Below are 12,132 nucleotides of genomic sequence, written 5' to 3'. Positions count from 1 at the left end.
AGCATCCGCGTTCACGCTGTGCGTCGAGCATCCGTCGTGCGCTTTGTCGGGTGAGATCACGAGTGTCGGGTGAGAAAGCGCGTTCTGAGCCGACATCCCGCCTTCTCACCCGACATTCCGCACGGATGCTCCCGCTTCGCGGTTCCTGAGCGAGGAGCGCCAGCGACGAGACGAAGGGCGCTCAGAGACCGGGTGGGTCTGACGCCGGGGTGACCGAGAGACCGGACACAGGGCGAAGCACCGCCGTGCACTCCTCCGGCGTGATGAGGTCGGCCATGGTGACTGCATCCGTCGTTCCGGACTCCACCAGACGCTCGGTGGCCAGAGCGGTGAGCCGACCCGTCGCCTCCGATTGCCCCTGCCCCGACACCTCCCGCCGCTCCTCCGTCCGCCGGTTGCGGGCGACGACGTGCCAGGCGTCCGACCCGAAGTGCGGTGCGGACGTCAGCAGCCCGCGCAGCGCCGGCATCCGTCCGACCAGATCCAGCGCCGCGGTCATCGGCGATGAGCCCAGAGCGAGGTACGAGCGCACGGGCGCGTTCAGCAGCACATGATCAGGGAAGTCCGCGCGCAGGTATCGGCGCACCCGCCCATTCGGACCCGGGGCGCGCAGGCTCTCCCGGAGGTTGCGAACAGAACCGCCCTCAGCTGGCCGGTACAGGTCGGTCCCGACGAGTCCTGCGGTCCACGCCACGGCGGCCGGGCCGTGCCGTTCACCGCTGCCGAGCATGATCAACACATCGACATCGTCTACACCGTTCGCGACCGACGATGCGAGGACCGTGCTCAGGCCCGGTGCGAGACCCGCGCCGAGCAGGACGCCACCGGATGCAGTCAGGCGCAGCGCTTCGAGGTACGCCCCCGTGGCGGAGATCTCGATGAAGGGAGTCTCCCCCACTGCGACAGCCACGTCGGCGCGCTCGATTCCCGAGGCGTTGATCACGGCGTCGAATCCGCCAGCGAGGCCGGCGAGGGCACTCAGATCACCGCCGAGATCGACCTGCACATCCTCCGTCTCGCTTCGACTCGTGGCCGTCACGAGGTGTCCTCGCTTCTCGAGATCCCGGCGCACGACGCGTCCCACCGCTCCGCGAGCGCCCAGCAGCAGCATCCTCATGATTGTCCTCTCCTCGCCCCGTCCGTGGCGAAGACCATCGTCTCTACGTGTTCGAGCAGGGGACCAGCAGGTTTGCGATATCTGCAAAACTGACGGAATGGATGCCAAGACCGCGGAGCTCCTCGAGGCGATCGGGCCACGCCTGCGTCGCCTCCGACGGTCGCGTGGACTCTCGCTCGATGGCATCGCGAGGATGACCGGACTCTCGATCAGCACCCTGTCACGGCTTGAGACCGGACATCGCCAGCCGACACTGGATCTACTGATCCCGCTCGCCCGGGCCTTCGAGATCTCCCTCGATTCGTTGATCGCTGTTCCCGAGACAGGAGATCCGCGCGTGCATCTCGAACCCCAGCGGCTGGTAGCCGGAGGTGTGGCGGTACCTCTGAGCCGGCATCCGAGTCGCGTCCAGGCATTCAAGCACGTGCTCGGACCGCGCGAAGAACAGCTCGCGACGCATCCCGGTGAGGCGTGGATCCACGTGCTCGCCGGACGCCTGCGCCTGATCGTCGGAGGTGAGGTGCACCTGATCGACCCGGGCGACAGCGTCGAGTTCGACGCCGCGATCCCGCACTGGTTCGGCCCGGCCGACGGGCTCTCCGTCGAGATCCTGCACTTGTTCGCACCGGACGGAGCTCGATCCGACACTCGGAGGATCCCCTGACGGATGCCGAGGCACCGGCGACCGCGGTGCCCACCCGTCGGGACCCCCGCTGATCGCCGAGGCCCCCGCCCATTCACGTGAACGAACGGGGGCGTCGGAGCCGGGCGGGGGCGTCGACGCCGGGGCGACGCCGGTCAGAAGTCAGACCAGAGCGGATGCCGCGCGCAGCTCCTGCTCGCGCAGCGCGCGCTCCACGGCCTCGACGTCGCGCACGGCGCCGCGGTCGGCCGAGGTCGCCATCGTCGCGTACGAGCGCAGAGCCAGCGAGACCTGGCGCTGACGGTCCTTCGGACGGAATCCGCCGTTCTCGACGAGCTGCGCGCGACGGCGCTCGAGCTCGGCCTCGTCCACCCGTAGGCTGAGACCGCGCGTGGGGATGTCGATGTCGATGATGTCCCCGTCCTCGACCAAGGCGATCACGCCACCGCTCGCCGCCTCGGGCGAGACGTGTCCGATCGACAGGCCCGAGGTTCCGCCCGAGAAGCGTCCGTCGGTGATCAGCGCGCAGACCTTGCCGAGGCCGCGGCCCTTGAGGAACGACGTCGGGTGCAGCATCTCCTGCATGCCCGGTCCGCCCTTCGGCCCCTCGTAGCGGATCACCACGACGTCGCCGGGGACGACCTTCTTGCCGAGGATCTTCGCGACGGCCTCCTCCTGCGACTCGCAGACCACGGCCGGTCCCGAGAACACGAGGATGGACGGATCGACGCCCGCGGTCTTCACGACGGCGCCGTCGACGGCGATGTTGCCGCGGAGCACCGCGAGCCCGCCGTCGACCGAGTACGCGTGCTCCGCATCGCGGATGCAGCCGTTCTCGGCATCCGTGTCGAGCGCGGCCCAGCGCTCGGACTGCGAGAACGCGCTGGAAGAGCGCACCCCACCGGGGGCCGCGTACCAGAGGTCCTCGGCCTCGGGAGAGACCTTGCCGCCGCGGATGTCCCAGTCATCCAGCCACGTCGTCAGCGAGGGCGAGTGGATCGAGGTGACGTCCTCGTTGAGCGCACCGGCACGATGCAACTCGCCGAGGATGCGCGGGATGCCGCCGGCGCGGTGCACGTCCTCCATGTAGTACATGCGGCCGTAGGCGGGGTTCGGGGCGATCTTCGCGAGACACGGCACACGGCGCGAGATCGCGTCGATCTCGTCGAGACCGAAGTCGACGCCGGCCTCGTGGGCGGCGGCGAGCAGGTGCAGGATCGTGTTGGTCGATCCACCCATCGCGATGTCGAGCGCCATGGCGTTCTCGAACGCCTTGAAACCGGCGACCTCGCGCGGCAGCACCGAGGTGTCGTCCTCGTCGTAGAAGCGCCTGGTGATCTGCACGGCGACCTCGCCGGCCTTCTCGTAGAGCGCACGGCGGGCGGTGTGGGTGGCGAGCACCGAGCCGTTGCCCGGGAGTGCGAGGCCGAGCGCCTCGACGAGGCAGTTCATCGAGTTGGCGGTGAACATGCCGGAGCACGAGCCGCAGGTCGGGCAGGCGTTCTCCTCGATGCGCTGGATGTCGGCATCCGACACGGTGTCGTTCGCCGCCTCGGAGATCGCATCGACGAGGTCGAGCGTCTTCACCGTGCCGTCGACGAGCGTGGCGCGGCCCGACTCCATCGGGCCACCCGAGACGAAGACCGTGGGGATGTTCAGCCGGAGCGCCGCCATGAGCATGCCGGGGGTGATCTTGTCGCAGTTCGAGATGCAGACGAGAGCATCGGCCTGGTGCGCGTTGACCATGTACTCGACCGAATCGGCGATGAGGTCGCGCGAGGGCAGCGAGTAGAGCATGCCGCCGTGGCCCATGGCGATGCCGTCATCGACCGCAATCGTGTTGAACTCGCGAGGGATGCCGCCGGCGGCGGAGATCGCGTCGGAGACGATGCGGCCGACCGGCTGCAGGTGCGTGTGGCCGGGGACGAACTCGGTGAAGCTGTTCGCGACGGCGACCATCGGCTTGCCGAAGTCGGCGGCGTTGACGCCGGCGGCGCGGAAGAGGGCGCGGGCTCCGGCGGCATTGCGCCCGTGGGTGACCGTGCGTGAGCGAAGAGGGGTAGGCATCGTTCCACTGTGCCCGTTCGCGCGCGCAATGCGAAGACGGCGCTGACACTAGTAGTGGGAGTACTAGGTTTATGGGGTGGCCACGAACGAGCAGCAGCGCAAGGAGCTCGGCGCGTTCCTGCGGGCCCGTCGCGAGCAGCTCGATCGCGTGGCCTACGGGCTCCCTCCCGCGGGGCGCGGCCGCACGGTCGGTCTGCGCCGCGAGGAGATCTCCTACCTCTCCGGCGTGAGCGTGACCTGGTACACGTGGCTCGAGCAGGGGCGTGACATCAACCCGTCGCGTCAGGTGCTGGATGCCGTGGCCACAGCTCTCCATCTCACCGTGACCGAGCACGACTACGTGCTCACGCTCGCAGGGTTCGCCCCGAGCCGCCCGGGTGGCGGGGAGGCGGTCGAGACCGCTCCCCCGCACGTGCAGCGCTTCCTCGATGCGCTCGACGAGCATCCCGCCTATGCGCTCGCACCCGATTGGGGCATCGCCGGCTGGAACAGTGCCTACGAGGCGCTCTACCCGAACGTCGCGACGGCGATCGCCGAACAGCGCAACCTGCTCTGGCTGATCTTCATGGATCCGGCGGTGCGCGCGCTGCTCGACGACTGGGACGACACGAGCCGCCGCTTCCTCGCCGAGTTCCGCGCGGAGGCCGGCCCTCGACTCGGCGACCCCCGGTACCGCGACCTCGTGGGCAGGCTCCTGGAGTCGAGTCCCGACTTCCGCGAGCGCTGGGAGAGCCATGGCGTGCGCGGCTTCGAGTCGCGCGAGCGCGTGTTCCAGCATCCGACTCTCGGCCGGCTCGTCTTCGAGCACCATCAGATGCGTCCCTCGGATCAGACCGACATCCAGCTGGTCGTATACACGGCGACGGATGCCGTGACCAGGCAAAGGTTCCTCGGGCGGTCCTGAGACGCGGGGCCCGCCCGCACTCGGCACTCGCCCGCACTTCAGCCCCTGCACTTCGGAGGGGATCTGCGCTTCAGAGGGAGATACCCGCCCTGAGCCCCTCCCGAGTGCCGATCTCCTCCGAAGCGCAGGACCAAACGGCATCCGTCCGGGAGCGGGAGCTTAGATTGGAGGTATGCGTATGAGACGAGTCGTGTCCACCCTGCTGATCGCCTCAGGTGCGGCCCTTGTGCTGAGCGGATGCCTGCCGACGCCGGGCGGTGGATCAAGCGGCTCCGATCTCGCCGGATGCTCCGACTTCCTGGTCGCCACCGACGCCTTCATCCCGGCCGCCACCGCTGCCGGTGACTCGAGCGATGCCTACGCCGACGTGACCGAAGACCTGTCCACAGCGATCACCGCGGCCGCTGCCAAGGCCACCGATTCCGGTCTGCAGGCGGCGCTGGAGAACGCCGCCGAGGAGACCACGACCATGACCGGGATGCTGCGCACCGAGATCGAGTGGTCGGAGACCCAGGACGAGACCTGGCTTCGGGCCCTCAACGTCGTGACGAAGACCTGCGGCCAGGAGGAGATCACTTTCTAGGTCTCTCGAATCAGGATCCCGCCCGGACGCCCTGGTTCTTCCTAGGACGCCAAAGTTGTTAACAAATCGATCCACAGCTGTGGATGGATCCGCACCTCTTGCGGCCGCGACTCAGCGGGGATGCACGACCTCGGTCGAGTCGACGTCCACACGATCCCCCCGGGAGTCGACCGGCCAGATCGTGGCGACGGAAGCTCCGGTCCGGTCGACGAGGACCGATCGAGGCTCCCCGTCGCGGAATGCGTGCCTCTCGCCCCATTGCCGCATCGCCACGACCACCGGGAAGAGGTCTCGCCCCACCTCCGTGAGCGCGTAGACCTGGCGGCGCCCCGTCGTCGCCGGAACTCGCTCGAGGATGCCGTGTTCCGTCAGCCGTCGCAGGCGCTCGGTGAGGATGTTGCGAGCGACCCCTGTGCGCTGCACGAAGTCGGTGAACGAGCGCGCGCCGTCCATCGCGTCTCTCACGATCAGCAGTGACCAGCGATCACCCACGAGATCGAGTATCCGCGCCACCGGACAGGTGGGATCGGTCCAGGTGATGTCGTCTGCCGTGAGATCCATATCCCCTCCTCATGAGTTGCGGATTGCAACCATTATGACGTACGGTCCTTTTGGTTGCAATTTGCAACTCATTATCCGGAGGATCCCATGACACACGGCCGACGACTGCTCCTGGCGACCGTCTGCACGGTGGCCGTCGCGACGATCTACGTCGCTCAGCCGGTGCTCGGTCAGATCGGCCGTGATCTCGGCATCCCCGACTCCGATCTCGGCTGGATCGTCGCGGCGGGCCAGATCGGATATGTGGTCGGCCTTGCCGTCGTCGTGCCGCTGGGCGACCTGCTCGACAGGCGCAGGCTCATAGCCGCACAGTTGCTCCTCGCGGCGATCAGCACTCTGGTCGTCGCATTCTCATCGACGTCCTGGATGCTGCTCATCGGCCTCGCCGCCATGGGCCTGTTCGCGGTCGCTGTGCAGTCCGCCGTCGCGTTCGCCGCCGATCTGTCGACGCCGAACGAGCGCGGTCGCACTCTCGGATCCGTCACATCGGGGGTCATCATCGGCATCCTCGGCGCCAGAGTGGCGGCGGGCGTCCTCGCCGATCTGTACGGATGGCGGAGTGTCTATCTCGTGCTCGTCCTGCTGCTCGTCGCGCTGAGCATCGTCGTGATCACGTGCCTGCCGCCGGATCGCGTGGCCGTCGGCACGCGTTACCGCGACGTATGGAGGTCACTCGGTGGTCTCGTGCGCGAGCCGCTGTTCCTCTCTCGCGGGTTCATCGCCTTCTTTCTCTTCGCCTCGTTCGGCGCACTCTGGAGCGGCCTCGCTTTGCCCCTGGCCGCGGATCCGTGGCGCCTCAGCACGGGGGAGATCGGACTCTTCGGCATCGCCGGACTCGCGGGCGCCATCGGTGCGGCACGCGCCGGAAGGTGGGCGGATGCCGGAAGGGCGCGGCCCGTGACCGGCGGAGCCCTCGCACTGCTGGCGGTGTCGTGGTTCGCTCTCGGTCAGGCCGGCTGGTCGCTCTGGTGGGTGGTCATCGGCGTCGTCGTCCTGGACTTCGCCGTGCAGGCCGTGCACGTGAGCAATCAGAGCCTGCTCACCGCCGCCCACCCGGATCGCACCAGCAGCACCATCGCCGGCTACATGATCTTCTACTCCCTCGGATCCGGGCTCGGCGCGACCACCACGACAGCGATGTACTCCGCTCTGGGATGGACGGCATCCGCTGTTCTCGGCGCCGTCTTCGCGCTCTGCGGACTGCTCGTCTGGGGCCTCGGTCGGCGGCCCTTCGGCCCCCGCGCGTCGACGATGCCCGGACACCGGGTGCGCGAATACTGACCCGGATCGCGAGAGGCGACGCCGAAGCCCCTGGAACGGAAGAAGGCTCCGAGCGGACGCTCGGAGCCTTCTTCACTTCGTCGTCGCTGCGGCTCAGCCCACCTGCGCCTTGCGGCGGCGTGCGATCAGCAGCACCGAACCGCCGATGAGCAGAGATAGTGCGACCGTCACGGCGATCAGCGGGATCGTTCCTCCGGTCGTCGCCAGCGGGGTGGACGGCGGCGTCACCGGAGGCACCACAGGCGCCGGCGGCGTCGTGTGCTCGGTGCTGCAGGGGTCATCGACAGTGCAGTCCGTGGGCGGCACTTCGCCGGAACCGGTGACGACGTTGCGGATCGTGGCATCGAATGCCTCGCTCCCCACGACGACCGTGTAGGTGACCGACACCGAGCTGTTCGGTGCGATCGTGCCCACGTTCCAGGTGATCGTGTCACCCGAGCGCGTCGCACGTCCGTCGTCGTCGTTCGTGAACTCCCCGAACGAGGCGTCATCGAGCACGTCGCTCAGGTCATCCGACACCACGACATCGTTCACCGCGTAGTCGGTGTCGTTCGACGCCGTCAGGGTGTACGAGATCGTAGAGCCGGTGGCGACCTCAGTGCCGGATGCAGGATCGGACGTCTTTGCGAGCGTCCACTCCCCTGGAGTCGGGTTCTCGGTGACGCACGGCTCCTCGGGCGTGCAGTCCGTCGGCGGGGTCTCTCCCTCGCCCGTCGCGGCGTTGCGGATGGTGACGCCGAGGGCGTCCCCATGCACGGTCACCGTGTAGGTCACCGTGCGTACCGTGTTCGCGGCCAGCGTGCCCACGTTCCAGGTGATGGTCTCACCCGAGAGTGCGGCGAGACCGGCATCGTCGTTCGTGAACGAGCCGAAGTCGGCGTGCGCGAGCACCTCGGAGAGGTCATCCGTGATCACCACGTCAGACACATCCCCCTCCGTCGCGTTCACCGCGGTGAGCGTGTACGTGATCGTCGAACCTGGAAGAACCACCGTTCCCGAAGCCGGGTCAGAGGTCTTCGACATCGACCACTCCGCCGGAGTCGTGTGCTCCGTGGTGCACGGCTCTTCCGGCTGGCACTCCTCCGGCGGGGTTTCACCCTCGCCCGTGGCCACGTTCCGGAGGGTGACTCCGAGCGCGTCCTCGTTCACCGTGACCGTGTAGGTGACGACTCTGGTCGAGTTCTCGGCCAGGGTGCCCACGTTCCAGGTGAGGATGTCGCCGACGCGCTCTGCGAGACCGCCGTCGTCGTTCGTGAACGATCCGAACGAGGCATCGTCGAGCACGTCGCTGAGGTCGTCCGTGATGACCACGTCGTCGACGGGGTATTCGGAGTCGTTCACCGCCGTGAGCGTGTAGGTGATGGTGGAGCCGGGAAGCACGACCGTTCCGGATGCCGGATCAGAGGACTTCGACATCGTCCACTCTCCGACCGGACGGATGTTCTCGATCGCCCCGAGGTCGAGTACGAACGTGTCGCGATCCACGTCGGCGGCATTCACGTCGACGGCGATCGGATCGGTCAGCAGCAGGTAGCCGGCCGGTGCGGCCGTCTCCGTGAGCTCGTACTCACCCCACGGCACACCCGTGAGCAGGAACTCTCCAACGGTCGCGTTCTGGTCGACGCCGGTGCACGGAGCACCGGTACAGTCGGTGACCGCCAGCGGGAAGCCCTCGGGCATCTCCTCTCCGTCGGCCAGGACCGGGGAGAGCTCCCATTCCGAACCCGCGAGCGCCTGCCCGGAGTCGCCGTCGATCTTCTCCCAGGCGACATCAGGAAGCACCTGCAGCCCGACGGGCGACGCCTCGGTCGGCAGGATCGCCGTGCCCGAGGATGCCTCACGTCCGAAGACGGCCGTGTTGTTCCAGGCGATGCCGTCGAGCGCGGCCGAAGCCGTCTCGTTCGGCCCGTCGGCCCTCACGTCGACCGAGACGACCTCGGTCTCACCGGCGACGAACACCCTGGCACCGAAGTCGATGCGCAGTCCCGTCACCGCGGCGTAGTCACCGCCGGGCGGCGTCGCCGACCAGTCGTCGACACAGCCCGCAGGTGCACTGTTCACCGCGCCACCGCCGCCTCCGGCGAGGTCGCCGCGGCACGGGTTGGTGCTGGTGCTGTACTGCACGGCCGCCCCGGTCGGCGCCGCGACGGGTCCGGTCAGACGAACGGGGAACTCCGACTCACGTGCTGCGCCACCGGGGAGCACCAGCGTGTCACCGATGCGGGGCAGCAGGTCGTACGCGACGACATCGCGGATGTCGACGGACCCCGAGTTCTGCACGCGGATGTCGTAGCCGGCTGCGCCGCCGATGTTCGTCGTGCCGACGCCGGGTGCTTCCACCGGAGCGTCATCGTACGTTCCCTCGACGGACTTGCTCGTGGTCACCCCGGGAACCGGGAGCACCGTGTATCGCGCGTCCGCACGGCATCCGATCGCCAGCGACCGGTCGGTGGTGAGGTTGAGGTTCGCATCCACCATGGTTCCGGTCGCGCAGACGAGGTAGGTGTCGTCTACGCCCACGCCGCCCTCTTCACCGGTCAGCAGGTACGAGTTGTTGTAGGTCGCCGCGGGCACACCCGGGTTCACCCGCACCTGGAACCGCGCGAGCGCCGTGCGGTTCATGGTCGCCGATGACGTGATCTCGGCATCGGGGAAGGTGATCGTGACCTTCGTGCGCGGCTCGCCGAAGAAGCTCACCGGCTCGGTCTCGACGTGCGGTGCACCCAGCGCCGTGACGAAGGCCTGGCTGCTCGGGGCGCTCGGCACGATCTCCAGCGAACCGTCCACCATGGCCAGGTTGCTCGCCAGGTACTCGGTCACAGTGGGTGTGAACGTCGACGCGGCGATCTGCGCCGCCGACGCACCCGACCAGGTGTCGCGCTCGATCGCGAGATCGACGGTGAGAGTGTCACCGGTCTGGACCGCAGGTACGGCCGGGCGGGATGCCGGTGGGATGGAAGGGTCATACATGGTCTTCACCGGTCGCAGCTGGAACGGGTTCGTCATGATCTGGCGATAGCCGCAGATGCCACCGTTGTCCGTACGATCCTGAGTGGCGTCAGGCAGATACTCGGTGCCATCGGAAAAGCGGATGATGTTCTCCGCCGGGCAGTTCTCCGCCGTGACGTACCACGGGTGCTCATCCGAGCGCTCCACGTCGAGGTTCGGGTTGGTGTAGACCGTGTCGACGTTGGAGGTCTGGACATCGGCGGCCGGGCGGGCGTGGATGTACAGACGTCCCCCACCGAAGATCGGAATCGGAGCGTCGACCTGGATCTTCGTGATCCACTCCCCTGCCGGGACCGGCGTCGGTGTGGAACCGTTCGTGTTGTCGCAGAACCGCTTCGTGTTGTCGCTCACGGACGTGCCCGCGGCGATCGCGCACGAGCCCGTCGTACCTGTGTTCGTGGTCCAGTTCACCGCAAACGCAGGAATGTAGCCGTCTGCCGAGAACTGCAGGTCGGTGAATGTGGGCGTCGCGCAGTCGGTGTCGTTGACGTCGGTAGGAGAAGTGAGCGAACACGGCATCATGTCGGTGAGGCTCCAAGTGCCCCCGACAGACTTCGCCGACGTCGCGACGAAGCTGTAGACGTAATTATCACCCGTGGGCACTTCTCGATACAGCGGATTCCCGATGGCCCAGTCGTAGCCCGGTTCCTTCGCGACGGTGGCACCGGCGCTGCCTTCACGAAGAGCATGTGAAGTCGTCGCGTCGGAGGTCAGCACGGTCTCCTGGCCCCACGGATTCGCTGTCGCGACCACATTGTTCGAGACGGCGGTCGGGCTCGTGTCGGCGGAGAATTCGCTGCTCGGGTAGGTGACGGTGGCCTGCAGCGCGCTACCGACCCACATGCTTGCAGCGTTGTACGGGCGGCAGGCGTACGGTGCGCTGTCGTTGATGGACGAACCGAGGGTCCACGTGATCGTGTGCGTCGCGGAGTCGTACACCCCACCGTTATTCGCACTCACGAAGACCGAGCCCGGCTCGAGCGTGTCGACGACTTTCAGGTTCTGCAGCGCCTGAGTACCCAGATCCGAACAGACATCGAACATCGTCCGTGCGTACAATGTGCTCGACTGATTGGTCGGCATCTGCTCGTCATAGCCCACCAGGATCGAGTACGTGACCTGCTCATCGACGTACGGGACCGACGTCGGCGCTGCCTTCATCTTGCGCGTCGTCAGCGAGACTGCGGAATCGACCGTCGCGGTCGCGGTGTCGGTCACGGTCGTGGCACCAGTCGCGGCGTAGGTGGCCACGGGTGAGATCGTCGTTCCGTCCGGTGTGACGGAGTTGGGCGCGAGCAGCGTGAAAGAGACGGTGCCCGAGGTGCCCGTCGGCACGACTGCGGGGAACGTCCAGACCATGGTCTGGTTCGGCGCGGTACCGGTGACACCGGCCGCCCCCGGCACATCGACGCCGCCGACCTGCAGGGCGCTCTGACCAGTGATGGTCAGTGGCACACCACTGGGGAACGCGGATGACGGACTGCCGGCCGGCACGACGCCCACAGGCACCGGCACGCTGATGGTCGAACCATCACAGGATCCGGCCCCGGAACACGTCCACTGCACGCGGAACGAGGCGCCTTCGCCGGAGTCGACGTTGGCCGACACAGCCTCGACGGAGACGTTCAGTGAACCCCCGGCCGCCATGGCCGGCATCGAGCTGAACATCATCATGGGTACGGCGAGCAGGAGCGCCAGCACCCCTCTCAACATGCGACTCATTCGTGTCCGGACAGTCGCCGTCCGGATATGCGCCCCTCGGCGTGCGGTGCTTCTCATCAGTGTCCCCCTGGTGTGATGACTCGGCAGATGCCCCGTCATCCGTACTCAGGTCACGCACCTAGGGCGTGTCTCCTAAATGGTGTAGCCAGGCGATGACGGCGTTGAGGACGACGGCGGCTCGGTAGACGATGGCGAGTTTGTCGTATCGCGTTGCCAGGCCTCGCCATTGCTTGAGTCGGCAGAAG

At 67.5% G+C, this 12,132-nt stretch carries 8 protein-coding genes and 1 pseudogene; 4 read left to right on the top strand and 5 right to left on the bottom strand.

Translation table 11 applies throughout. The annotated features are described in order from the left end of the window. Positions 1-181: 181 nt before the first annotated feature. Positions 182-1,117: a hypothetical protein gene (locus ACI3KS_RS14420; protein ID WP_404919232.1), complete on the bottom strand. Its 936-nt coding sequence runs from the start codon at positions 1,115-1,117 to the stop codon at positions 182-184. Between the two features lie 97 nt (positions 1,118-1,214). On the opposite strand from ACI3KS_RS14420, the gene ACI3KS_RS14415 reads away from it, so the two are divergent. Beyond that, positions 1,215-1,781: a helix-turn-helix domain-containing protein gene (locus ACI3KS_RS14415; RefSeq protein ID WP_404919231.1), complete on the top strand. Its 567-nt coding sequence runs from the start codon at positions 1,215-1,217 to the stop codon at positions 1,779-1,781. Positions 1,782-1,922: 141 nt separating this feature from the next. Here ACI3KS_RS14415 and ilvD read toward each other — a convergent pair whose 3' ends face one another. Further along, positions 1,923-3,827: a dihydroxy-acid dehydratase gene (ilvD, locus tag ACI3KS_RS14410; protein WP_404919230.1), complete on the bottom strand. Its 1,905-nt coding sequence runs from the start codon at positions 3,825-3,827 to the stop codon at positions 1,923-1,925. A 76-nt stretch (positions 3,828-3,903) separates the two neighbouring features. Here ilvD and ACI3KS_RS14405 point away from each other — a divergent pair, with 76 nt between their 5' ends. Continuing rightward, positions 3,904-4,731: a helix-turn-helix transcriptional regulator gene (locus ACI3KS_RS14405; protein WP_404919229.1), complete on the top strand. Its 828-nt coding sequence runs from the start codon at positions 3,904-3,906 to the stop codon at positions 4,729-4,731. A gap of 190 nt (positions 4,732-4,921) precedes the next feature. Continuing rightward, entirely contained in the window at positions 4,922-5,314 is a 393-nt protein-coding gene (locus ACI3KS_RS14400) for a hypothetical protein (protein WP_404919228.1), read from the top strand. Between the two features lie 111 nt (positions 5,315-5,425). Here the strand turns inward: ACI3KS_RS14400 and ACI3KS_RS14395 are convergent, their stop codons facing one another. Further along, entirely contained in the window at positions 5,426-5,875 is a 450-nt protein-coding gene (locus ACI3KS_RS14395) for a winged helix-turn-helix transcriptional regulator (protein WP_404919227.1), read from the bottom strand. Between the two features lie 87 nt (positions 5,876-5,962). Here ACI3KS_RS14395 and ACI3KS_RS14390 point away from each other — a divergent pair, with 87 nt between their 5' ends. Continuing rightward, positions 5,963-7,156: an MFS transporter gene (locus ACI3KS_RS14390; RefSeq protein WP_404919226.1), complete on the top strand. Its 1,194-nt coding sequence runs from the start codon at positions 5,963-5,965 to the stop codon at positions 7,154-7,156. Between the two features lie 93 nt (positions 7,157-7,249). Here the strand turns inward: ACI3KS_RS14390 and ACI3KS_RS14385 are convergent, their stop codons facing one another. Both ACI3KS_RS14385 and ACI3KS_RS14380 read right to left on the bottom strand, forming a co-directional pair. Continuing rightward, the gene (locus tag ACI3KS_RS14385) at positions 7,250-11,887 is read right to left on the bottom strand and encodes a SpaA isopeptide-forming pilin-related protein (RefSeq protein ID WP_404919225.1); all 4,638 of its coding nucleotides are present in this window, start codon (positions 11,885-11,887) and stop codon (positions 7,250-7,252) included. 118 nt (positions 11,888-12,005) lie between these two features. Further along, positions 12,006-12,132 (bottom strand): annotated as a pseudogene (locus tag ACI3KS_RS14380) (IS5/IS1182 family transposase); the annotation flags it as partial.

This window comes from Microbacterium sp. ZW T5_45, assembly GCF_044987415.1.
Taxonomy (GTDB): Bacteria; Actinomycetota; Actinomycetes; order Actinomycetales; family Microbacteriaceae; genus Microbacterium.
This window is presented reverse-complemented; position numbering and strand designations above follow the sequence as displayed.

Bases quoted from the DNA above. Each gene is read 5' to 3' on its own strand.
- ilvD (WP_404919230.1), bottom strand. From the start codon at position 3,827: ATGCCTACCCCTCTTCGCTCACGCACGGTCACCCACGGGCGCAATGCC.
- ACI3KS_RS14395 (WP_404919227.1), bottom strand. From the start codon at position 5,875: ATGGATCTCACGGCAGACGACATCACCTGGACCGATCCCACCTGTCCG.
- ACI3KS_RS14385 (WP_404919225.1), bottom strand. From the start codon at position 11,887: ATGAGTCGCATGTTGAGAGGGGTGCTGGCGCTCCTGCTCGCCGTACCC.
- ACI3KS_RS14390 (WP_404919226.1), top strand. From the start codon at position 5,963: ATGACACACGGCCGACGACTGCTCCTGGCGACCGTCTGCACGGTGGCC.
- ACI3KS_RS14420 (WP_404919232.1), bottom strand. From the start codon at position 1,117: ATGAGGATGCTGCTGCTGGGCGCTCGCGGAGCGGTGGGACGCGTCGTG.
- ACI3KS_RS14415 (WP_404919231.1), top strand. From the start codon at position 1,215: ATGGATGCCAAGACCGCGGAGCTCCTCGAGGCGATCGGGCCACGCCTG.